The 23,454-nt window shown below is 69.5% G+C and carries 17 protein-coding genes; 5 read left to right on the forward strand and 12 right to left on the reverse strand.

Features of this window, described 5'->3' with window-relative positions:
- The 8 genes from VGN50_RS11685 to VGN50_RS11720 form a co-directional block, all read right to left on the reverse strand.
- Nucleotides 1–5,674 (reverse strand): DUF4082 domain-containing protein (locus tag VGN50_RS11685; protein ID WP_327444959.1); only part of this gene is annotated, 5,674 nt, incomplete at its 3' end.
- Nucleotides 5,671–6,666 (reverse strand): NAD-dependent epimerase/dehydratase family protein, encoded by a 996-nt coding sequence (locus tag VGN50_RS11690; RefSeq protein ID WP_327444960.1) that lies wholly within the window; start codon nucleotides 6,664–6,666, stop codon nucleotides 5,671–5,673. The genes VGN50_RS11690 and VGN50_RS11685, both read right to left, overlap by 4 nt.
- Nucleotides 6,663–7,757 carry a Gfo/Idh/MocA family oxidoreductase gene (locus VGN50_RS11695; RefSeq protein WP_327444961.1) on the reverse strand — a complete coding sequence of 365 codons (1,095 nt, stop codon included), beginning with the start codon at nucleotides 7,755–7,757 and terminating at the stop codon, nucleotides 6,663–6,665. Before VGN50_RS11695 ends, VGN50_RS11690 begins: the two co-directional genes overlap by 4 nt.
- A gap of 202 nt (nucleotides 7,758–7,959) precedes the next feature.
- Complete coding sequence (locus VGN50_RS11700) at nucleotides 7,960–9,321, reverse strand: sugar transferase (RefSeq protein ID WP_327444963.1); 1,362 nt, start codon at nucleotides 9,319–9,321, stop codon at nucleotides 7,960–7,962.
- A 534-nt stretch (nucleotides 9,322–9,855) separates the two neighbouring features.
- Nucleotides 9,856–10,494, reverse strand: a complete 639-nt coding sequence (locus VGN50_RS11705) for a NeuD/PglB/VioB family sugar acetyltransferase (RefSeq protein WP_327444964.1) — start codon at nucleotides 10,492–10,494, stop codon at nucleotides 9,856–9,858.
- A 39-nt stretch (nucleotides 10,495–10,533) separates the two neighbouring features.
- Complete coding sequence (pth, locus tag VGN50_RS11710; RefSeq protein ID WP_327444965.1) at nucleotides 10,534–11,145, reverse strand: aminoacyl-tRNA hydrolase; 612 nt, start codon at nucleotides 11,143–11,145, stop codon at nucleotides 10,534–10,536.
- Nucleotides 11,146–11,217: 72 nt separating this feature from the next.
- A complete protein-coding gene (locus VGN50_RS11715; RefSeq protein WP_327444966.1) occupies nucleotides 11,218–11,889 on the reverse strand; it encodes a 50S ribosomal protein L25/general stress protein Ctc in 672 nt (223 codons plus the stop codon).
- Nucleotides 11,890–12,036: 147 nt separating this feature from the next.
- On the reverse strand, nucleotides 12,037–13,029 hold the full coding sequence (locus VGN50_RS11720) for a DMT family transporter (protein ID WP_327444967.1): 993 nt from the start codon (nucleotides 13,027–13,029) through the stop codon (nucleotides 12,037–12,039).
- Nucleotides 13,030–13,102: 73 nt separating this feature from the next.
- Between VGN50_RS11720 and VGN50_RS11725 the strand changes: the two genes are divergently transcribed.
- A complete protein-coding gene (locus VGN50_RS11725; protein ID WP_327444968.1) occupies nucleotides 13,103–13,657 on the forward strand; it encodes a CGNR zinc finger domain-containing protein in 555 nt (184 codons plus the stop codon).
- A gap of 105 nt (nucleotides 13,658–13,762) precedes the next feature.
- On the opposite strand, the gene VGN50_RS11730 is transcribed toward VGN50_RS11725, so the two are convergent.
- Both VGN50_RS11730 and glmU read right to left on the reverse strand, forming a co-directional pair.
- Nucleotides 13,763–14,743: a ribose-phosphate diphosphokinase gene (locus VGN50_RS11730; protein WP_327444969.1), complete on the reverse strand. Its 981-nt coding sequence runs from the start codon at nucleotides 14,741–14,743 to the stop codon at nucleotides 13,763–13,765.
- Entirely contained in the window at nucleotides 14,740–16,218 is a 1,479-nt protein-coding gene (glmU, locus tag VGN50_RS11735) for a bifunctional UDP-N-acetylglucosamine diphosphorylase/glucosamine-1-phosphate N-acetyltransferase GlmU (protein ID WP_327444970.1), read from the reverse strand. The genes VGN50_RS11730 and glmU overlap by 4 nt, the downstream gene beginning before the upstream one ends.
- Before the next feature lie 293 nt (nucleotides 16,219–16,511).
- Between glmU and VGN50_RS11740 the strand changes: the two genes are divergently transcribed.
- Both VGN50_RS11740 and VGN50_RS11745 read left to right on the forward strand, forming a co-directional pair.
- The gene (locus VGN50_RS11740) at nucleotides 16,512–17,237 is read left to right on the forward strand and encodes a pyridoxamine 5'-phosphate oxidase family protein (protein WP_327444971.1); all 726 of its coding nucleotides are present in this window, start codon (nucleotides 16,512–16,514) and stop codon (nucleotides 17,235–17,237) included.
- Nucleotides 17,238–17,364: 127 nt separating this feature from the next.
- Complete coding sequence (locus tag VGN50_RS11745; RefSeq protein WP_327444972.1) at nucleotides 17,365–17,925, forward strand: GNAT family protein; 561 nt, start codon at nucleotides 17,365–17,367, stop codon at nucleotides 17,923–17,925.
- Between the two features lie 329 nt (nucleotides 17,926–18,254).
- On the opposite strand, the gene VGN50_RS11750 is transcribed toward VGN50_RS11745, so the two are convergent.
- Together VGN50_RS11750 and VGN50_RS11755 are read right to left on the reverse strand one after the other, a co-directional pair.
- Nucleotides 18,255–18,740, reverse strand: a complete 486-nt coding sequence (locus VGN50_RS11750; RefSeq protein ID WP_327444974.1) for a hypothetical protein — start codon at nucleotides 18,738–18,740, stop codon at nucleotides 18,255–18,257.
- A gap of 748 nt (nucleotides 18,741–19,488) precedes the next feature.
- Nucleotides 19,489–19,941 carry a hypothetical protein gene (locus VGN50_RS11755; protein ID WP_327444975.1) on the reverse strand — a complete coding sequence of 151 codons (453 nt, stop codon included), beginning with the start codon at nucleotides 19,939–19,941 and terminating at the stop codon, nucleotides 19,489–19,491.
- Nucleotides 19,942–20,243: 302 nt separating this feature from the next.
- Here VGN50_RS11755 and VGN50_RS11760 point away from each other — a divergent pair, with 302 nt between their 5' ends.
- The gene (locus VGN50_RS11760) at nucleotides 20,244–20,630 is read left to right on the forward strand and encodes a hypothetical protein (protein WP_327444976.1); all 387 of its coding nucleotides are present in this window, start codon (nucleotides 20,244–20,246) and stop codon (nucleotides 20,628–20,630) included.
- A 1,263-nt stretch (nucleotides 20,631–21,893) separates the two neighbouring features.
- Nucleotides 21,894–23,447, forward strand: a complete 1,554-nt coding sequence (locus tag VGN50_RS11765) for a replication initiator (RefSeq protein ID WP_327444977.1) — start codon at nucleotides 21,894–21,896, stop codon at nucleotides 23,445–23,447.
- Nucleotides 23,448–23,454: the final 7 nt, after the last annotated feature.

The following is a 23,454-nucleotide window of genomic DNA, read 5'->3' on the forward strand; positions in this document are numbered from 1 at the left end:
TCGGCGCCTGCGCGGTCGTGCCGATGTACGGCGTCACCGTGTACAGCGTGATCGCGCTGCCACCGTTGGAGGGCGCAGTCCAGCTCACCACCGCCGAGCCACTACCCGCCGTCGCCGTCACCGCAGTGGGCGCAGCCGGTGCGGTCACAGCGACCGGAGTGACAGCGGACGAGGCCGCCGAGGCCGCTCCGGCGCCCACCGCGTTGGTCGCCGAGACGGTGAACGTATATGCCGTGCCGTTGGTCAGCCCGGTCACCGTCGCCGTGGTGGCGGGCGGGTTGCCGCTCACAGTGGTCGGCGCGAGAGCCGTGGCACCGGCATACGGCGTCACGGTGTAGCCGGTGATAGCGCTGCCCCCGTTGGCGGGCGCAGTCCAGCTGACGGTCGCGGACGCGTCCCCAGCCGTGGCACTCACGGCAGTCGGCGCCTCAGGAGTCGTCGCCGGGGTGACCGCCGGTGAAGGCTGGGAGTCGGGGCTGGTCCCCATGGTGTTGGTGGCGGACACGGTGAAGGTGTAGGCCGTGCCATTGGTCAGGCCGCTCACGGTGACGGACGCCGACGGTGGGCTACCGCTCACCGTGGTGGCCGTCAGAGCAGTGGACCCGGCGTACGGCGTCACGCGGTAGCTGGTGATCGGGCTGCCACCGTTGGAGGGCGCGGTCCAGCTCACGACCGCGGATCCCGGGCCTGCAGTGGCCGTGACGCCTGGAGGCGCAGCCGGTGCGGTGGCAGGGGTGACCGCGCCCGAGGGCGCAGACTCCGGCCCGGTGCCGACTCCGTTGGTCGCCGACACCGTGAACGTGTATATCGTCCCGTTGGTCAGCCCGGTCACCGTCGCCGCGGTCGCCGGGGGGCTGCCCGCAACGATCGTGGGCGACTGCGCGGTCGTGCCGATGTACGGGGTGAGCGTGTAGCTCGTGATGCCGTCGCCGCCGCTGGAGGGCGCGGTCCAGCTCACGGTCGCCGAGCCGTTCCCCGCGTTGGCCGTGACGGCGGTCGGGGTACCGGGGGCGGACACCGTCACGGGCGTGACGGTGTTCGACACGGGCGAGTCGGGTCCGGTGCCGACTGCGTTGGTCGCCGACACCTTGAACGTGTAGGCAGTCCCGTTCGTGAGCCCCGTCACGGCTGCGCTCGTCGAGGGGGGGTTGCCGGTCACGACGGTGGGTGTCAGGGCGGTGGTCCCGGAGAACGGGGTGACGGTGTAGCCGGTGATCGGGCTGCCACCGGTGAACGGCGCCGTCCAGCTCACCGCGGCCGAGCCGCTGGCGGCCGTCGCGGTCACGCCGCTCGGCGCGGCTGGGGCCGTCGGGGCGCTGACGAAGGAGACGTCGACCCAGTAGTTCTCGGAGTTGTACGTGCTCGTGGGGAACGCGCTCGCGGAGCCGTAGCCGTAGACCCCGTTGCCCCCGCTGACCCCGTCCTTGAGGGCGTGCAGCGGTGGGTTGTCCACGCCGGCGGTGGCGAAGAAACCCGAGTCCCCTGCGTAGTGTCCGACCGGCGCGAAGTACGACGCGACATAGACGGTCCCGGCCGTGATCGGCACCGGTGTCGCGAAGGTCAGCCGCTGCCAGCCCGACGCCGACTCGTTGGTGAACGTCCCGGTGGCCAGCTTGGTCCCGGTCGAGGTCCACAGGTTGCCGATGTGCGTCCCGGTGTTGGCGGTGCTCTTGTAGAAGCGCATCCCGGTGATCGAGCCGTTGGCATCCGCCTTGAACTTCACGCCCAGCTCCGTCGACTGGGGGTCGTTCTCGTCAGGGGTCGTCGGCGTGGCCGTCGCCGACCAGATGGAGCACACGCTCGCGCAGCCGGCGGTCGACGGGACGACGGGGTTCGAGGCGGCCGACGCCGGCCCGGTCCCGACTCCGTTGGTCGCGCTGACGACAAAGGTGTAGGTGCTGCCGTTCGTCAGACCGGTGACCGTCGTGGTCGTCGCCGGCGGGCTGCCCGCGACCGTCTTGGCGGCCTGCGCGATGGAGCCGAGGTAGGGCGTGACGGTGTAGCTCGTGACGGCGTTGCCGTTGTTGGCGGCCGCGGTCCAGCTCACCTGGGCCGAGGCGTTGCCGGCCGAGGCGGTGACACTCCCTGGCGAGCCCGGCACGGTGGGTACCGCGGGCACGACCGGGGTCGATGCCGCGGAGCTCGCGCTCGTGCCCACTGGGTTGACCGCGCTCACAGTGAACGTGTACGCCGTGCCGTTCGTCAGCCCCGTCACGGTGGTGCTCGTGGCCGGGGGCGTGCCCGTCACCGTGGTCGGCGCCAGGGCCGTCGTTCCCGAGTAGGGAGTGACGATGTAGCTCCCGAGGGGGCTGCCACCGTCGGCCGGCGCAGTCCAGGTCACCGTCGCGGACTGGTCACCAGTCGTCGCGCTCACACCCGTGGGGACGTCTGGCACCGTCGCCGGTGAGGTGGCGAAGCTGACGTCAACCCAGTAGTTCTCGGAGTTGAAGGTACTGACGGGGAAGACACTGGAGCCGCTGTAGCTGTAGACACCGTCGGCCCCACTGACCCCGTCCTTCAGGGCGTGCAGAGGGACGTTGTCCACGCCGGCGGAGGCGAAGTAGCTGCTGTCTCCGGCATAGTGCCCGTTCGGCGCGAAGTAGGAGGCGACATACACCGCACCGGCCGTGACCGGCACAGGGCTCGCGAACGTCAGCTTCTGCCAGCCCGTCGCACTCTCCCCGCTGAACGTCCCAGTCGCCAGCTTGGTCCCGTCAGCGGCCCAGAGGTTCCCGATGTGGGTCCCGGTGTTGGATGTGCTCTTGTAGAACCGGATCCCCGTGATGACCCCGTTGAGGTCGGCCTTGAACCTCACACCCAGCTCCGTCGACTGAGGGTCACCCTCGTCCGGCCTCGTCGGCGTCGCCGACGCCGGCCAGATCGTGCACGCGCTGCAGCTGAGCGACGACGGAGTGGTGGCGTTCGACGCCGCCGAGGCGGCCCCGGTGCCGACCGCGTTGGTCGTCGCCACAGTGAACGTGTATGCCGTGCCGTTGGTCAGCCCCGTCACCGTCGCCGAGGTGGCCGGTGGGCTACCGGAGACGGTCGTCGGCGCCAAGGCGGTGGAGCCGGCATACGGCGTCACCATGTAGCTGGTGATGAGGCTGCCGCCGTCCGAAGGCGCCGTCCAGCTGACCACGGCAGAGGAGTGCCCGGGCGTCGCCGTCACGGACGACGCCACTCCCGGCACGGTCGCGGGTCCGGTGTTCTGGGTGAACATCACATCCACCCAGTAGTTGCGTGCGTTGGTGTTTCCCATCGGGAAGGTGCTCGTGCTGCTGTTCTGGAACAGGCCGTTGACGGTGCCGTTGACGTTGCGCAGGGCGTGCAGTGGTGGGCTGTCCACGGTGCTGTAGGTCTGGGGCAGTGGGGAGGGGTTCGGGTAGAAGTACGAGTCGTCCTGGGCGGTATGACCTGAAGGGGCGAAGTAGGAAGCGACATAGACGGTGCCCGCATTGATCGGGACGGGGCTGGCGAAGCTGACCTGCTGCCACCCCGAGGCCGACTCACCCGAGAACGTGGCCGAGGCGATCTTCGTGCCCGAGGCGGTCCACAGGTTCCCGACGTGGGTTCCGGTGTTCGTGCTGGCCTTGTAGAAGCGGATGCCGGTGACCTTGCCGGACACGTCGGACTTGAACTTCACGCCGACCTCGACGGCCGTCGCGGTGCCCGAGTCGCTCTTGGTCGGAGCGCTGGACGTGCCCCAGATCGAGCAGGTGCAGCCGACGTCGACGGTGACACCGGCAGAGGGTGTCTCCATGTTGCCCGAGTCGTCCACTGCGCGGGTCTTGATGGTCGCGGTCGGGCTGCCGTGCACGGTCCAGCTGTAGGTCCAGCTGGTCGTCCCGGTGGCCGGGTGCCAGGTGCTGCCGCCGTCGGTGGACACCTCGACCCCGGCCACCACGCCGCCGCCGGTGTCCGAGGCCGTGCCCGAGACGGTGACCTTGGTGCCGTCACCGAGGTTGGCCGCGCTCGCCGGCGAGGTGATCGTGGAGGTCGGGGCGGCCGTGTCAGCCGAGGCGGTCGCGCGGGTCACCCCGGAGATCGGCGCGTAGGGCTGGGCGCCCATGTCAGCGAACAGGTTGACCGTGGCCTGTTGCATCGTCGGGTCGGGCGTTCCTCCGGCGCTGTCCAGCCCGAAGGACCACTGGACCGTCCCTGCCCCGAAGACGAGCGCCCCGCTGGGGGCCCGGTACAGCGAGAGGTGGTGGGTGGCCGTGCTCCCGGTCTGGGTGGTGCTGCCGTAGTCGGTGAACACCTCGGCCGAGGTCGACGTCGTGGAGGAGAGGTCGAACTCACCCGCCGGCCTGAAGCCGTTGTCCGGCTCGGCATCCCACTCATAACCCAGGGTCCCGTCGCCGGCGCCCAGCGTGACCGACTGTGACCCGGTCAGGCTCGCCACCGGCGTGTTGCGCCAGAACCGGAGCTTGGCGTAGGCCGCCGGGACCTTGATGTCCGTAGTTCCGGAGTTGACGACGAAGAGCTGGCCGGTGAGAGCATTCTGCGGCCGCCCACCATCGCCAGGCGGGCTGAACCGCGGGTCCTGCCAGGTGCCCGTCCACGTCGGCGGGTCCTTGGGATCCACTACTCCGTCGTAGTGAGTCTCCTTGTAGCAGACGAGGGTTCGCTCGGCCGTAGCCGTGCCGTCGATGCTCGGCTCGGTCCGGGTCTTCCAGAACGTCTCGTTGCCGGTGAAGAAGGCCAGGTTCACCCCGGCGTCCCTGGCCGCTTCGACGTTCGTGCGCTGGGTGCCCGACCAGTACTCGTCGTGACCGGCCGTCATGAAGGTCTTGTGGTTGGTCAGCAGGGCGCCCCCGGCGGCCGTGCCGACGTCGATACCGGTCGTGTAGGACACGTCGTAGCCGTTGGCCTCCATGAACCGGATCATCGGGTACTCGGCATACATCAACCAGCTGTGGCCCTGGTCGTCATCCGCACTGTGGAACGGCCGGTTGTACGAGACCTTCGCGGCACCCTGGTACGCGTGAGGGGTGCCCGGCGGGCAGTTCACCGTGCAGGAGTACAGGCTGTTGCCGCCATAGGTGTTGTACGCCTGCCACGTCTCGTCGTCGGTCTGGAACAGGACGTCGGAGTGGCTGGTGTCGTTGCGCACGATGAAGACGATGTGGCTCGCCGCACCCGTGACGTCGTCCCGCACCAGGTGGGCGATGTACACCCCGGACACCGCGGTCGTGGGCACAGTCCAGGACGCCGACACGCCCCAGTTCCCGCAGTCGATCAAGCCCGTGGGGTTGGGGTCGTTGAGACAGGCCGGCTGGGTCTGCGGCAGAGCCACGCTCGGCTTGAGGCCAGACGCCAGCTTGCGGGCTCCGTTGCCCTGGTAGTAACCCAGGCGAAGGATGTCGAAGTGGTAGTTCTTCGACGGGGTGTTGACCTTGAACTGGACGGTCTCGCCCGGACTCACGCTGATCGACGTCGCGAAGCCCTGGATCGTCGACGACCCGGAGCCGGAGATCTGCCAGTCGCTGGCCGGGTCACCCGTCTGCGTGTTCTCGCAGGCGATCACGCTCACGACCGGGGGACCACACGGGTTGGCCGCGGCCGCCGTACCTGCCGGCAGGACCACCAGCGAGCCCAACGCCATCGCCGCGCTCGCCACGAGGCCGAACAGGGCGCGGCGTATCCGCGAATGGTCCAGACCGAGTCGCCTCATGACACACGCACTCCCCTGCCCGCGGCCACAGCCTCACGCTGGGGCTGCCACCACGTGACCAGCTCACGTAGTCCCTGCTCGAGACCGACCTGAGCGTGGAACCCGAGATCCCTCGCGGCCGCCCGGGTGTCGGCCAGCCGGCGCGTGACGCCGTTGACCGCGCGATCTGGACCGTGTTCGACAGACAGATCGGAGTCCATCGCGCGCAGCAGCGCCTCTGCCAGCCCGAGCAGGCTGGTCTCGGTGCCGCTGGCGACGTTGTAGATCCCCTCGCGCACCTCGCTCGCCGCCGCGAGCAGGTTCGCCCGCGCGATGTCGCGCGTGAAGACGAAGTCCATCGTCTGCTGCCCGTCACCGAAGATGAGCGGCGGCACGCCGTCGGCGATCCGCTCCATCCACCGCACCAGCACCTCGGTGTAGAGGCCGTGCACGTCCATCCGGGGCCCGTAGACGTTGAAGTACCGCAGGCCCACGTAGTCGAGACCGGACATGGCCCGGAAGCTGCGCGCCATGCCCTCGTTGAAGGACTTCGCGGCACCGTAGAAGGTGTCGTTGTTGTGGTGGTGGTGCCGCTCCCCCGTCGGGAACTCCTCGGCAAGGCCATAGACCGACGCCGAGGAGGCGAAGACCAGCTTGTCGACGTGGTGCTCGGCCGCCGCCTCCAGAACGGTGAAGGTCCCGTCGACGAGCACCTCGAGCGCCAGGCGCGGCTCCTCCGCACACTGCGTGATCCGGATTGCCGCCTGGTGGAAGACCAGGTCCTTGCCGCAGGTCAGGTCGTGGACGAGGTCACGGTCCCGCAGGTCGCCCCGGACCAGGCTGACCCGGCCGGATGCCAGGGCCCAGCCGAGGTTCTCGACCCGTCCTCGCACCAGGTTGTCGAGGACGTCGACGTGGGTGACGCCTGCGCACAACAGCTCGTCGACGATCGTCGACCCGATCGTTCCCGCGCCCCCCGTGACCAGCACGGTCGCGCCCTTCAAGGAGCTCACCACGCACCTCCCCAGCCGACGCCCACCGAGGCCGCGGCGAGTGACCGGCCCATCGGCATACCCACAGGGGCCATCGCGCCCGCGCGGCGTTGGCTCTCGGAGGCGGCCTCGAGTACGGCCAGGACCCGCAGCCCGGCGTTCCCGTCCGTGAGCGGTGCGCGCTCCTCCGTGATGGCCGACGCGAACTCGGCCACCATCGCGCCCAGCGCCTCCCGCTCGGGCAGCGCCGGCGCATGCATGTCGCCGAGCCGGTAGTTGACGTTGACCGCACGCCGCTCGGCGGCGTCAGCTGTCTCCGCTGTGAGGTCGAGGTCAACGCCGCGGTCATAGACGGAGAGTCTTTGCTGGGGGTTCAGGTCGTCCCACACGACGGTCCTGCGGCTGCCGCCGATGACCATGTGCCGGATCTTGGTGGGGCTGAGCCAGTTCACGTGGATGCTTGCCATGCCGTGGCCAGGCAGCGGCATCGTCAGATACCCCAGGCAGGAGCTTCCGGCGCCGATCGGGTCGGCGCCATGCGCAGAGACCTCCAGCGGCGAAAGTCCTTGCGGAAGAATGAAATCCAGGATCGAGAGGTCATGTGGCGCCAGGTCCCAGAAGACGTCGACATCTCCTCGGACGAGCCCGAGGTTGATCCGTACCGAGTCGACGAACAGGATGTCGCCCAGCTCACCGCCGTGCGCCAGCGCACGCAGGTGCTGCACCGCCGGCGTGTAGCAGTAGGTGTGGTCGCACATGAGCACCAGGCCCAGCTGCTCGGCGCGGGTCACCATCAGCTCGGCGTCGGCGCGCGTGGAGGCCACAGGCTTCTCGACGAGTACGTGCTTGCCCGCGTCCAGGGCGGCAAGCGCGATCGAGCAGTGGGAGGCAGCGGGCGTGGCCACGGCCACCGCATCGAGGTCAGGGCGCGCCAGCAGAGCGTCGAGGGACGTCTCCACCTCGACAGTGCTGCGTTCTCCGATGACGCGGCGGGCCCGGTCCCGGTCGAGGTCGCAGACGGCCACGAGGTCCCATTCCCCACTGGCCCGGAACGTCCTCACCAGGTTGGGGCCCCAGTACCCCGCTCCCACCACACCGACACGTAGCGTCATGCCACAACCCCCTTCGCGGACCGCCCTGCTGCACCTGACGCAACCCTGCCGGGGGTGCGGGAGGCGCGCCTCGTCCTGATGCGGTAGTGCGGAAGTACTGCAGCGGTGGCGAACCCGTTGGGGGGCAATGCACTAGGCGCGACAGATCGCCACTTCTCGCATCCCCCTGCATCCGCGATCATGACGTCCCGCCACCTCTCATCTAGTACGCCCCAGCACCCCGAAGCACGGCCCGAGCGGTGCGCATCAGGATCTGCAGGTCGAGTACGAGGCACCAGTTGTCCACGTACCACAGGTCGAGCCGTAGGGACTCGTCCCACGACAGGTCGCTGCGACCACTGACCTGCCACAGCCCCGTCAGGCCCGGCTTCACCCGAAGCCGCCGCACCGCGTCGGGCTCGTACGCCTCGACCTCGCGCTCCAGCGGCGGACGCGGTCCCACCAGAGACATCTCGCCCCGGGCGACGTTGATCAGCTGAGGGAGCTCGTCGATGGAGAACCTGCGCAGGAAGCGGCCCACCCGGGTCACCCGAGGGTCCGACTTCATCTTGAAGAGGACGTCGTTGCCAGCGTCGGGAGCCAAACCAGTCTCGGCCCGGAGCGCCGTCAGCCGCGCCTCCGCATCGACACACATCGTGCGGAACTTGACCATGTCGAACACCCGGCCCTCGGCTCCGACTCGCTTCTGCCGGAACAGGACCGGCCCGGGTGAGTCCATGCGGATGACGAACGCAACGACCAGCATGAGCGGCAGCGCCAGAAGGGCGAGGCCACCGGTCAGGATCCGGTCGAACGCCACCTTGACCACCCTGCGCCCTCCGGACATGACGGGGCGCTCCACGTGCAGCAACGGCATACCGGCGGTGGGGCGGATGGACAGTCGCGGGCCCGCGACGCCGAGCAGTCCCGGAGAGACCACGAGGTCCACCTCGCGCTCCTCCAGGGACCACGCGAGGCGTCGCAGCTCTGCGCCGTCGAGGTCAGGGTCGCTGGAGACCGCGACGACATCGGCGTCGAACAGGTCGACGGCCGACATGGCCTCCTCCGGGTAGCCGAACACCGGGATGCCGTCCACGTCGGAGGGCGCGTCGCGAGGACCGTCGAGGCCCGAGACGCAGGCCGCGACGACGCGCATCCCCTGTTCGGGGGCCCGGTTGATCTCCCGGATCATGGAGTGAACCGTCCTGGCATTGCCGATCACGACGGTGGCCTGGGTCTCCGCGCCGCGGGCTCGACGACGGTAGAGGTCCCTGCGCAGGACGGCCCGGCCCCACAGACCGAGGCCGCCCAGCAGGACTGCGACGACGGCAAGGACATCGCGAGGCACGTCCCAGTGCAGGGCGTAGGAGACCAGCGCAACCAGGCCGACGAGGACCACGCTGGAACGGAATACCGCCCGATACTCCTCGGGGCCCACTCCGAGGTAGCGGCGTTCGTACCCGTGAGCCATCGCCAGGGCGGACAGCCACAGCACCGGGACGAGTCCCACCAGGGCAAGGCGATACGGCCTGCTCTCGTCCGACGCAACGGTCAGCGCGGCGAAGATCCCAGTGCTCAGGGACATGCCGAGGTCCGTGGCGACCGCCCGGCGACGGTAGGGCGTCTCCCAGGTGAGCCGATGTGGGCGCAGCAGCCTCTCAGCCTCGGCGTCTCGCCGACGGCCGCTCCGATGTGCGTTCGACTGCGCTCGAGCTGAGCCGGCGCCGACAGCGCTCAGCTGCGTCTCACGTCCCGACACGAGGATCTCGCGCCGCCCCCACCCTGCTGACTCCGCCATTTCTCTCTCCCCCGAGTGACTCTGCCGAGCACGCTAGTCCCGCACCAGGGCTTCCCCATAGGTCATTTGGTGGAGCGACAAGCGGTCGGATGCCCTTGCGGCAGAGGCAAACTCGCGGCATACGCCGGGCGCCGGACGCCGGACCACCCACCCTGTCCTACGTCACCCGGCGTAACCGCGTCCGCCACCGGGGGGAGCGTCCGGGGGCCCGAACAGCCGATGGACTGCGGTTCCCTTCGTTTGCCGACGCCTCGCACGCACTCGCAGCGCGCGGAGCCGCGGGCGCGCCTGGTCCCGGCTGACGGGAAAGATGGTCAGTGACTAGTCACTGACCAGCCGTCGGGCTGGGACGCCCACCCAGGTCTCGCCAGGGGGCACGTCCCGGGTCACCACCGCGCCCATGCCGAGGATCGACCCGGCCCCCACCGTCACCCTTTCGCGGACGGAGCACGACATCCCGAGGTATGCCGCGCGGCCCACGCGGACGCCTCCCCCCAGCGTCACGCCCGCACACAGGGTGGCGAAGTCCCCCACGACATCGTCATGGGTCAGGGTCACCTTGGGCATGGCCACCACGTGGCTCCCCACCGTGACCGCAGCCGTGAGGACGACACCAGCGAGCAGGACCGTGCCGGCACCAACGGAGCACGAGCCCGGGACCGCGACCGACGGGTGGACCACCCGGGCGTACCGACCAGGGTCGACCCCGGCCACCTCCAGGCGGGCAGCGAGCTGCTCACGGACCGCCCCCCTCCCGGCGCACAGGACGAGCGGAGCGTCGCCACGCAGGACCACCTCCTCGACCCCACCGAGAACCGGAAGCCAGCCTCCGGCCGCCGTCCCCCATCGGGTCGAGTCGTCGTCGACGCAGCCCGCGACCTCCAGGCCGGCGGCCGTCGCCGCCTCGGCCGTCTCGAGCGCGAGGCCACCCGCCGCGACCAGCACCAGTCCGTTCCCCACGCCCTCACGGTAGGGGCGGGAGCGCCGGTGCGCAGGTGTTCAGGCCGGAGAGTGGAACTTCTGCTGCGCCACCGCCAGCCCCTCAGTGACGACCAGCTCGACGGCGTCGGCAGCGTCTCCCACGAGGAACGGCAGCTCCTTGCGCTCGGCGCCGGAGAAGTCGCGCAGGACGAAGTCGGCGGCATCCATGCGTCCCGGCGGCCGGCCGATGCCCACCCGCACGCGCAGGTAGTCCTTGGTGCCCAGGGCCGAGCTGATCGAGCGCAGGCCGTTGTGGCCGCCCTCGCCCCCACCCCTCTTCAGGCGCACGTCACCCGCCGGGATGTCGAGCTCGTCGTGCACCACCACGAGCCGGTCGGGCTCAGTGGAGAAGAAGGACATCAGCGCCTTGACCGGGCCGCCGGACTCGTTCATGTACGAGGACGGCACGGCGACGACGGCTGCCGGCCCGGGAGCGCCACCGGCCAGCATCCCGATCCGGACGGTCGCCGCCGCGGCGCGCGCCTTGTGGGCCGTGAGCTTGGCGCCCGAGCGGGCGGCCAGCTCGTCGACGACCATGGCACCGACGTTGTGCCGGTTGCCCGCATACCGCGGCCCGGGGTTGCCGAGACCGACGACCAGCCAGCGGCCTCCCGCACTGTCACTGCTCACGGGCCGCAAGTATGCCGGAAGGCCAGGCCCGCGACGGACCTGGCCTTCCGGCATACCCAAAGGGAGTGAGGCTCAGGCCTCCTCGGCGGGAGCCTCTGCGGCAGGAGCCTCGGCGCCCTCGGCGGTCTCGGCGGTCTCGGTCGGCTCCTCGTGCTCGATGCCGGCCTCCTCCTCGGCCTCGGCCAGCTCGGCGTCCAGGGCCTCCTGGGAGATCTGGGCCGTGACGTTGACGACGAGGGTCTCGCCGTCGAGGACGAGCGTGGAGCCCGCGGGCAGCTCGAGGTCGGCCGCCTTGATCTGCGTGCCGGCCTCGAGACCCTCGACGGAGACGACGACGTTCTCGGGGATGTGCGTGGCCTCGACCTCGAGCTGAACGGTCTGGGCGTCGATCGTGACGACGGTCTCGGGTGCGGCCTCGCCCTCGACGTGGACGGGCACGTCGACCGTGACCTTCTCGCCACGACGGACGACGACGAGGTCGACGTGCTCGATGACCGGCTTGATCGGGTCGCGCTGGACGTCCTTGGCGAGCGCCATCTGCTCGTCACCGTCGATGACGATGGTGAGCAGGGCGTTGGCGACCTTGAGGGCCATCATCGTGTCGTGGCCCGGCAGGGTGATGTGCACCGGCTCGGCGCCGTGGCCGTACATGACGGCGGGGATCTTGTGGTCGCGGCGGATCTTGCGGGCTGCGCCCTTGCCGAACTGCGTGCGCTTCTCTGCGACGAGCTTGTTGTCAGACACGAGAACTCCTGGGACAGATGGGACGTGGTCTCGCCAGATGGCGGTGGGCCTCGACGCGGGGCGCAGCACGGAGGGCTCCACCGCGTCGATCACGGACGGTGCCGGCCTGAGCCGTGCGGTGTCCCTCGCCGAGGCAACCCCGAGAGTCTAGGCGACGCCTGCGGGCAGAGGGAAATCCGTCTGCTCTTCCAGCCCGGTCGCACCGGTCTCCCGTGCTCTGCGCAGCTCTCCGACCCGCACGGCAGCCACGCCCGCGACGATGCAGACCCCGCCACCCAGCTGCATCAGTCCCGGCAGCTCGCCGAGGATGAGCCAGGCGAAGACCACCGCGAAGAGGACCTCGGTGAGGCCCACGAACGACGCCACGGTCGCGCCCAGCATGCGCGTGGCCGTCACGCCCAGCAGGTATGCCACCGCGGCAGCCACCAGGGCCAGCTCACCCACCGCGAACCACCAGGGCGCATGCCGCCCCATGAGGACGACCTGACCACCGCCGAAGTGGAGCGGGATCACGCCGGCGGCACCGAGCAGGCCCAGGATGACGGCGCCCGCGCCCATGCCGAGCCCGGCCAGCGCCACAGGGGGCAGTTCACTCTCCTCGGCCGCGAGGATGAAGAAGGTCGCGAGCCCGGTCGCCGCGACCAGGCCCCAGGCCACGCCGACGAGGTCGGGCCGGGACTGCCCCGCGAGGTCGAGCACGAGCACCAGACCCAGGAGCGCCAGCACGACGCCCAGGCCCGTCAGCCCGCTCGGGGCGCGCCGAGCCCGGATCCAGGCCACGAGGACCACGAGGACGACCCCGAGATACTCCAGCAGCAGGGCCACGCCGACGTCGAGGCGCTGGACGGCATAGAAGTAGGCGACCTGGCAGCCGGCCACGGCCACCGCCCCGTAGGCCAGGATGCCCGGGGCGCCGGCCCGCACGAGCGCCCAACGGCCACGGAGCGCCAGCACCGTGGGGACGGCGAGGACGAGCGTCGCGCCCGAGACCCGCAGCAGGACGATGGCTCCCGAGCTCCAGCCCTCGACGAGCAGGGACTTGGCGAATGGCCCGCTGCTGCCGAACGTCGCCGCCGAGGCGAGGGCCAGCCATAGTCCGAGACCTTGGTGACGGCCCTGCTGGCTGGTCGTGCTGGTCATCGCGCGGTTCCCATCGTCATGAGCAAAACGTCTTATACTGATGACGCTAACGAGGGTGGAGTCAGGAGTCAAGATGCTTTTTGCCCATGACACCGAGGTGGCGCTGCGCGGGGCGGCCGCCCTGGTCAACACTGCTGCGACCCGGCCCACCGGCACCGACGACCTCACCAGTGTGGAGGCGCTCGACGCGTTCGTCACCGAGTGGGGGTGGACTGGCTCACGGGCTCACGACGAGGCCGAGCTGCAGGCGGTCCGTGAGCTGCGCCCGAGGCTGCGAGCGCTGTGGACCGCGGACGAGGACACCGCCGTCCGGGACGTCAACGGGCTCCTCGCCGAGGCGGGGGCGCTCCCCCAGCTGGTCCGGCACGGCGAGTGGTCCTGGCACCTGCATGCCACGTCGCCCGACGCGCCCTTGGCCACCCGGATGGCGGTCGAGGCGGCGATGGCGGTGGTGGACGTCCTCCGGGCCGGCGAGCTCGACCGGCTGCGGATCTGCGCGGCCGACGACTGCGACGATGCCGTCGTCGACCTGTCGAAGAACCGCTCCAAACGCTACTGCGACGGGGGCTGTGGCAACCGCCGCAACGTCGCGGCATACCGAGCCCGCAAGTCCGCCACCCTCCCCTGAGGCTTCCCCACCCCACCCCGCGCCCCGTCCTCTCCCCACCCGCGCCCTTTCTCCCTAACCTCTGCTAGCGCTAGCAGAGGTTAGGGAGAGCGCTAGGGAGACCCGTCAGGCGTGCCCGTCGAACAGGCTCGTCACGGACCCGTCCTCGAAGACCTCTTGGATCGCCCGGCTGATCAGCGGTGCGATCGACAGGACGGTGAGCTTGTCGAACTCGTGAGCCTCGTCGATCGGCAGCGTGTTCGTGACGATGACCTCGGACGCCGTGCAGGCCTTGAGCCGGTCGATCGCAGGACCCGACAGGATCGCGTGGGTCGCTGCGATGACCACCCCAGCAGCGCCATCGGCCATCAGCGCGTCAGCGGCCTTGGTGATGGTGCCGCCGGTGTCGATCATGTCGTCGACCAGGACGCAGACGCGCCCCTGCACCTCACCGACGACCCGGTTCGCCACGGTCTCGTTGGGCCGGTAGATGTCACGGGTCTTGTGGATGAACGCCAGCGGCGCGCCACCCAACCGCTCCGACCACTGCTCGGCGACCTTGATCCGGCCCGCGTCGGGCGAGACGACGGCGAGCTGCTCGTCTCCGTACTTGTCGCGCACATACTCGGACAGGATCGGCAGCGCCATGAGGTGGTCCACGGGCCCGTCGAAGAAGCCCTGGATCTGCGCGGTGTGCAGGTCGACGGCCATCAGGCGGTTCGCGCCCGCAGTCTTGAACAGGTCGGCCATCAGCCGGGCCGAGATCGGCTCGCGGCCGCGGTGCTTCTTGTCCTGGCGGGCATAGCCGTAGAACGGCAGCACGACCGTGATCCGTTTGGCCGAGGCGCGCTTGAGGGCGTCGACCATGATCAGCTGCTCCATGATCGCCTCGTTGATCGGCGTCGTGTGGCTCTGGATCACGAACGCGTCCGACCCGCGCACCGACTCCTCGTACCGCACGTAGATCTCGCCGTTGGCGAAGTCATAGGCGCTGGTCGGCACGAGCTCGGTCTTGAGGAGCGCGGCAACCTCGTGCGCCAGCTCGGGGTTGGCTCGCCCGGCGAAGACCATGAGGTTCTTCTCGGTCGCCTTGAGAATGCCGGTCACGCCTCGGCCCGCCCTTCGCTGGATGCATCGGTATGCCGCGTGCTCGCGGCCTCGGCCGCCGCGGCGGTCTTCGTGCCAGCCCGGGCCGCTGCGACCCAGCCGTCGATGTTGCGCTGCCGGCCTCGGGCCACGGCGATCTGGCCGGGGTCGACGTCGCCGGTGACCGCAGACCCGGCCCCGACGTAGGCGCCGTCCGCGATGGTGACTGGGGCGACGAGCACGGAGTTGGACCCGACGAAGCTGTAGCGGCCCACCGTGGTGTGGTGCTTACCGACGCCGTCGTAGTTGGCGAAGATGGTGCCCGCGCCGATGTTGGCGCCCTCCTCGATGGTGACGTCACCGGCATACGTGAGGTGGGGGACCTTGGCCCCCTCGCCGATGGTGGCGTTCTTGGTCTCGACGAACCCGCCGATCTTGCCCCTGGCACCGAGCTCGGTGCCCGCGCGCAGGTAGGAGAACGGACCCACCCTCGCCTCGGGGCCGATCACGGCGAGGATCGCCTCGCTGCGCTTGACCTCGGCCCCATCGCCCACCTCGGTGTCGGTCAGGGTGGTGTCCGGCCCGACCGTGACGCGCTCGCCGATCGTCGTCGCGCCGTGCAGCTGGGTGCCGGGCAGGATCGTCGTGTCGCGGCCGATGGCGACGTCGGCGTCGACCCAGGTCGTGTCGGGGTCGACGATGGTGACACCCTCGCGCATCCAGCGCTCGGTGATCCGGCGGTTCAGCTCCTTGCCCAGCCGCGCCAGCTGCACGCGGTCGTTGACGCCCTCGGTCTGCCAGAGGTCCTCGATCAGGTGGGCGCTGACGCGGCCACCGGAGGCGCGGGCGATGGAGAGCACGTCGGTGAGGTACTTCTCGCCCTGGGCGTTGTCGGTGCCGACCTTGCCGAGGGCCTGCTGGAGCACCTGCGCGTCGAAGGCGTAGATGCCCGAGTTGATCTCGGTGATCGCGTGCTGGTCGGGCGTGGCGTCCTTCTGCTCGACGATCCCCTCCACGTCGCCGCTCGCGCCGCGCAGGATGCGGCCGTATCCGGTGGGGTTGTCCAGGTGGGCGGTGATGACGGTGACGGCGCTCTGGGTCGCGGCGTGCTCCTCGACGAGGGCGTGCAGCGTGGCGCCATCCAGCAGCGGGACGTCGCCGTAGGTCACGAGGATGGTGCCCTCGAGACCCTCCGGCAGGGCTGCGAGCGCGCACTCGGTCGCTCGACCGGTGCCCTTGATCTCGTCCTGGTCGGCGATCACGGCCGCCGGGTCGACCTCCGCCACGTGGGCGGCGACGAGGTCTCGCTCATGGCGCACCACCACGGCCAGGTGCTCGGGGCCCACGCTGCGCGCTGCCGCGATCGCGTGCCCGAGCAGCGTGCGTCCGCCGATCCGGTGCAGGACCTTCGGAGTCGCGGACTTCATCCGGGTGCCCTCGCCCGCGGCGAGGACGATGACGGCGGCAGGTCGGGACGAGCCGGTGGCTGAGTTCACTCGCGAAGCTCCAACGGGGGTGGGTGGCGGTGCGGCAGACGGCGTCATGCTACCCGGCAGGCCGGCGCACTGAACCCCGCGTGGGCGCGCACCGCGGGGTGGGCTGCTCTCGCGCGCCAGCTCGGCTCGTGGCAGACGGTGTCGTGGGCCCTCGTGGTCACCTCGCCGCTGATGGTCCCGCGGACGGTTCTCGGGGTGCTCGCCGTCATCGGCTGCGCCGACGTGGCAGTCCGGGCCAGACTGACCGCCAACGCCACCGCCAGTCCCGCTACCCCCACCCGGAGAGCTCGTCCATGACTGAGACACCAGACCTGCAGGTCCGCCGCAAGAGCTACCGGCAGAGCACCGATCCCGCGGTCCTCGAGGAGATCCTCGCCGACGGCTGGGTCGCCCATGTCGCGCTCGTGCGCGACGGACTCCCCGTCGTCCTGCCTTTCATGTATGCCGTCGGCGACCTCGGCGACGGGAACGGGCGCCAGCTGCTGCTGCATGGGTCCACCGCCGGCGGGCTGTTCCGCGACGCGGACGGCTCGGGCGTTCCGGTGTCCGTCGGCGTCACGCACCTGGACGGCCTCGTGCTGGCCCGCTCGCTCAACGACAGCTCGGCCAACTTCCGCAGCGCGATGATCTTCGGCCACGCCCACGTCGTCCCGGCCGAGCTCAAGCAAGAGGCGCTGTGGCTCATCGGCGACCACCTGCTGCCGGGGCGCCGGGACGAGATCCGTGACATGACGGCGAAAGAGCTTGCTGCGACTCAGGTTCTGCGCGTCGGACTCGACCACACGAGCGTGAAGGTCCGGTTCGACAACGTGCTCGGCGAGGCGCCGGACGATGGCGAGGACCACTCCGTCTGGGCAGGGGTCGTCCCGGTGGCCCTGCGCGCGCAGGACCCGGTCACGAGCGCCGGCACCGAGCCAGGCGCCACCGTTTCCGCCTCCGTCGGCATCGTCCGGTCACTGCTGGACGAGCGAGCCGCCGCCCGCGCCGAGGCCCTGCGCGCTCTGCCCGACAACATCTGACCCCGGCACCCCGCCCAGGTGGTGGCAGATCGACCCGCCTCGTCACATCCAGGTCGATCTGCCACCACCTCACTCCCGGCAGCCTCGGGCGTTGCCCCTGACAGCGCATCCCGGAACGATGAGGGGCGTGCTTCCGACCACAGTGCCGCGACTCGAGCATCCCCCCGTCCTCCTGCGACCCTTCGCGGCCAAGGACCAGGACGTGGTCGCGTCTGTCGCATCAGACCCGCTGATCCCGCTGGTCACGACCGTCCCCGCCAGTGGGCGAGCCGAGGAGGTGGCTGCGTACATCCAGCGGCAGCATGACCGCCTGGGCGAAGGTGCCGGGTACTCGTTCGCCATCGCCGACAGCACGACCGACGAGGCAGTGGGCCAGATCGGGCTCTGGACCCGCGAGGTTCACCTGGGTCGGGCGTCCGTCGGCTACTGGGTCGCGCCAGCGTTCCGTCGCCACGGGTACGCGCGAGCCGCCCTCATGACCTTGTCCCAGTGGGCGAGCACGCTCGATGGCATCCATCGACTCCAGCTGTTCGTCGAGCCGTGGAACGAAGGGTCGTGGCGTGCGGCGGAGGCGTGCGGCTACCACCGCGAGGGTCTGCTGCGCCGCTGGGAACGGGTCGGAGACGAGTACAGGGACATGTATGCGTACAGCCGGCTCACGACCGAGGGGCGCCCACCTCCTGGGTGACACGGTCGGAACGACCATCGGTGACCGACGCGTCACGGATGGTCGTCGGTCGGCCCGAGCATCAGCCATCCGTGACATCAGGAACCGGATGACTGCGGGCGCGACCGCCGCGCAGCCCTGTGCTCCCCGGGATGGAATCGAACCATCGTCGCTAATCCTGATTCAAAGTTCGCGCCGCCCCGGGCTCGTGGCATGGGCTGTCTCCGGTTCGTGCTTGCCCGAGGAGAATCGAGTCCACCCATGTCCGTCGCCGGAGACCCTCCGGTTAGCAAAGTCGTTAGCAAGGCATGCCACCGCGGAACCATTTTGGTCAAGGCCACGTGGGTCGGTCAGGCGGTCTGTTGCTTTCGACCGGTTCGGTGCCATCGGGGGGCGGCAAAGGCGATGAGCGTTGGGGTGGTCAGGCCGACCCACAGGCACAGCACCGAGGGGTCGGTCACCAGTTGGCCCTGGTAGACCCAGGCCCAGCCAGCCGCGAGCCCCAACAGCAGGCCCGAGGCACTCCTCACCAACCCCCGACTGACGGGCTTACCCCGGTAGTACCGGACGGCCGTGCTACCAAGCACCACCGCGCAGGCCAGGTTTCCCCAGATCGCAAACAGGGCCCAGGCCTGCAGTCGGCTCTTGAGAGCGAGGTCGCCGCCCTCGAACAGGCTGAATGCCACCGTGAGCAGGAGAACGGGGAGGCAGGCGAGCAGGATCGCGCTGTGAGCGCCCAATATGACTGCCCGGCCGCGGTGGGTGAGCTGCTCGTGGCCCTGCGTTGGCGCGGCACCGTCGGAGTCGCGCTCGTTGGGCCCACCCGTTTCGGACACCGCTGATCCTCCCCTAGGTGGCGCTGGGCGTGGTGATGCCTTCTGGCCTTTGATGATGGAGCAAAGCCCGCTCACCCGCACAGGCATTCCCAGACTTTTTCGGTAGGCGACGTCGTGGACCTGCCCGTGGCTGTCTGCTCCCTCCTAGCCGATTCGTCTCTGTCTCAGGCCACGAGAGAGCCACCGACCCATAGCGGAGCCAGTAGGCAGGCCGCAGAGGCTGTCAAGCCCTCCCTTTGCGCGCCATGGTGGCCCGGCGGTACACGGAGTGTGCACCTGGACCAGCCTGGGACCGAGGGCTTGACCGGCTCGGAGGGCTGGCGGATGCTGCGGCGTCGGGTCGGCGGCTCGAAGGTGAGATCTGACCGCGAGGATCCTGGGCTGCAGTGCCAACGACCGGGCAACATCGCGTCGACTTTGCGTTGGGAGGGCCGGGGTGCGGTGGGGTGCGCGTGGCGCGAAGCGCCTAAGCGCGGGGCCCCATCGCGGGGCCCTGGCCCAGCGGCGCGAAGCGCCGCCTTGATGGCTTTTCAGAGGTCAATTCGTCAAAATACTTCCCCCGGCTGAGTTCCATCGGATCGCGGGACGACAGATGAGCTCTAACTGATGGGCGTCAACTCGGCGCGCGGATCGCGGCAGATCCGGGCATTGGCCGACTCGCCCTCCGCCGCGAAGCGCATGCCGTGGTGTGCTCGGGTAGAGATTCGTGCGTCTACGCCGCTGACCGGAGTACGGGTGGTCCCGACAATCAGTGCTTCATGCGGCGCGCCCCGGGCGGCAGCACCCCGGACATTGATGTCTCGATGAACTGAGCGATGCTGTGCTCTGAGCCGACGTGGAGGCGTTTGGCGACCTTGAAGGTTGGGAACGCCTGTAGCCCTGAGGTGAGGATGACCGAGGGCGCGTCCACCTCGAGGCTGTAGCGCCAGCGCCCGCCTCCGTTGCGGGTGATGAGTTCTCCGACGTAGGCACCCATGAGGGCTTGCATGCTGTGGACATCGTTCTTTCCGGGTTGGCTGGCGAGGAAGAGGTCGACAACAGCGTCAAGTCGGGCCGCGTTTGCAACCGCGTAGTCGAAGTGGTGTCCCTCGGTGGCGATGCCATTCACGAAGGCTTCGGCAAGAGAAGCCATGGCCTCAGCAAGGGTGGCATCGTCGGGCGCGTCCCCCTTGCTGGAGCGATTCCTCAAGCGACTGAACACGAGCTCAGTCTCTCGCAGGCTCCCACGTGTGGTGGCGGATTGCAGGAGACCGCCTCAACAGATCGGATCGCGGCACGTCCGGACGTTCACCTGGGGAAGGTCTGAGTCTCGAGACCCTCATACCCTTGCCGGTAGATCCTGGGTTCGGGCGAACTGCCCCGCCTGGGTCCGGGGCGTGTGAGAAGGTGACGGCCATGGTCAGGCGTCGGGGTGCGTGGGGTGTGTTGGCTTTGGTTCTGGCGGGGTGCTCCAGCACCCCAGCCCACACGCCGCAGCCGGTGGCATCAGTGAAGGCCGCCTCGATGACTGCAGCCGCCGCGGACCTCGCGGCATGCAAGGAGTACCACCGCCAGGCTCCCGCCGACGACGCCAAGGTGAGCGAGATGCTGACCCGTACAACCGACCTCGGCGAGATCGAGGACACGTTCAGGGTCATGGCCGGCAATCTCGAGTCGGACACCTCAACCGCCAATGGGTCGGCGTTGGTGACAGCCCTTAGAGGAACTGTCGCCGGAATGCGCCAGACCCAAGCGATCGCCAATGCGTGGACGGATGACAGCTCGCTGGACCTATTCCCGGGCGTCGACGCCACGAACAAGGCGTCATCGAAGGTGGCTCAGATCTGCTCGATCTTGGACCCGAGCATGGCGTACACGCCCATCGGCACCATGCGGGGCACTGCCCCGTGACAGCCGGTGCAGCACCGTAGGCCCACGACAAGACCGGCGTGCGCGGGAAACGCCGAGTCACACGCATCGCACCACGGCACCCTCGGCATGCTCGCCCGGCAGCGGCGTGAACCGGTGGAAGCAATCGTGATGGGACTGAAAACGCGGCCGCGGCCAAGCGCCTCCAACTGGCCCGCGAACAGCTGCGGTCGACCATCGGCGACGCTTGGAGCCTGGAACCAGAAGGCAGCGCGCTAACGCTACCCCGTCGAAGCTCAGATGACGGAACCGAATCACAGACCGCGCTGAACGCCGGCATGTCCGGACGAACCGCTGAGGCATGCTTCCGGTCAACGGCAGCTCTCTTGATGCAGTTGTCTATCCGGCGGGGACCAGCCTTGGCGTAGCAGGCGAGCAGCCCTGAAGGGTGAGCCGGGCTCCATATGTGTTGAGAAACCACAAGGTCGCAGCTGGCAGCTTGACCAATGAAGCTTGGCCCTCGACGACATCAGTGGTCGCCAGGGTGCCCGAGACGGTGGACGGGCCGGAATGGTAGACGGGGGGTGTGGACGCGAGCCCCCAGACGACGGTGGTGCGGCCCACGGGCGGGTCCAGCAAACCCCCGTGAAGGAAACCGGTCGCGGCAATCCGATACCAGCCAGCCCGGGTCCGGACGTGTCGAGTCGGGACCTGGTCGTACGCCAGAGCTCCGAGGTCCACCTTCGGGCCGGCCGCGACGCAGGGCGGGCCACTCGTGGCAGACGCAGACCCCGCGCTGCCCGAGCCGACTGGGGGCGCTCCAGTCCCGCATGCACCCAGCACCGACACGACGAGTGCGGACGTGGCGATCAGCCCGGCGGACATCATGGCTCCATCCTTGCTGAAGAGTCAGCACCGCCAACGGAGATTGGTGCTTCCACCCCCTTTCCGCGGCCGACGCGCTGTGAGGCAACATCCTCAATTCGGCAGATCCGGTTATCAGGCATTGCAGGGATCCATGCCTGCCTCGCAGCCTTGTGACGTGGTCGTGGCTTTGGTCCCTGATCAACCGCAGCCGACGGGTTGCGGGGGGCGACGGCGGTTCGCACCAGCCTGGTCCGCTTGGATCCTCTGGTTGTTTACGGTTGTTGCCGGTCAGTATGCGGTTGTTACTGGTTGTTTCCCGTGCGGCGTGTCCTTCTCGAAATCTGTTGGGAGACAGCGACTTTCAAGACTTGGTAAAGGATGACCCGATCGGTTGACGATCGCTGGACGCGCGTGTTCTGACGGGTCTGAATGGTGGGCATGACAGCCCCAAAGTTCCCCGATCACGTCGTGCGGCACATCGCCGCCCGCGAAGGGGTGTGCGTGCGCCCGGTGGTCCGCCGGGTCACCGACCGTGTCACCGGAGAGTCCGTGGTCCGGGCCCTGGCGTGCGGGACGACGTTGGAGTCCAAATGCCCCGCCTGCGCGGCCAAGGCGCGTCGGTTGCGGATGACACAGTGCACCGAGGGCTGGCATTTGGCCCAGGAACCCGAGCCCGCCGACGCCGGGAATACCCCCGAGGACGACGGCGACCCGGCCAGCATCGTCGACGACGACACGGGCGATAAGGAGGACGGGACGACAGAGCAGCGGCGGGTTCGGTCGACGAGGCGGCTGGAGGGGATGCCCGAGCTGCCGCAGCAACCGGTCGAGGATCGCACCGTGGGGGCCGTGTTCGGGCCAGGGGATGGCAAGGAGTACCGGCCGTCGATGTTCGTCACCCTGACCCTGGGCTCCTACGGGCGGGTGTACCCCGGCCGGGGTGTGCCGGTGCACCCGGACCGGTACGACTACCGGGCCGCGGCGTTGGACGCGTTGCACTTCCCCAAGCTGATGGACCGCTGGTTTCAGAACCTGCGCCGCTGCGCCGGGTACCGGGTGCAGTACTTCGGCGCGATCGAGGCCCAGAAGCGCCTGGCGCCGCACTTCCACGTCGCCCTGCGCGGAGCGATCCCACGGGCCACCCTCAAGGCCGTCACCAGGGCCACCTACCTGGCCCTGTGGTGGCCCCAGATGGAGGTCCCGGTGTATGTGGAGCGGACCCCGTTGTGGGCCGACGGCGCATACCGGGACCCCGACACCGGCTACCCGCTGCGGACGTGGGAGCAGGCCCTCGACGACGTCGCCGACGACCCGCAAGCAGAACCGGCGCACGTGGTGACGTTCGGGCGGCAGGTCGACGTCAAGGGCCTCCTGGGCGGGACGAAGGACTCCGAGCGGGCGGTGCGGTACCTGACCAAGTACCTGACCAAGTCCATCACCGACACCTACACCGTCGAGGACGACCCCGACCCAGCGTATGAGGCGCACATCGACCGGCTCCACGACCAGATCCGGTGGCTGCCCTGCACCCCCGAATGCGCGAACTGGCTGCGCTACGGGGTCCAGCCCAGGAACCCCGGACCCGGCCTGGTCCCCGGACACTGCGCGTCCAAGGCCCACGACCGCGACCACCTCGGCCTCGGCGGACGCCGGGTGCTGGTCTCCCGCGGCTGGTCCGGCAAAACCCTGACCCAACACAAGGCCGACCGCCGCACCGTCGTCGAACAAGTCCTGGCCGCCGCCGGCATCGAACCCGACGACGCGAACCGGATGGCCACCGACACCCTCACCGAAGACGGCCGACCCCGGTACGTCTGGGAGGAAGTGCCCGTCACCCAGGCCGACTGGGCCACCGTCGTCATCGACTCCCTGCGCGAACGCCACCGCCGACAAGACCAGTACAAGCTCGCCAAAACAATCCTCGCCGGCACCGACCCACCTGTGGACAACCATTCGGCAAACCAAACCCCAGCCGCCCCAGGTGCGGCCTGAAGAGAGG

It is taken from the genome of Pedococcus sp., from assembly GCF_036000045.1.
Classification (GTDB): domain Bacteria; phylum Actinomycetota; class Actinomycetes; order Actinomycetales; family Dermatophilaceae; genus Pedococcus.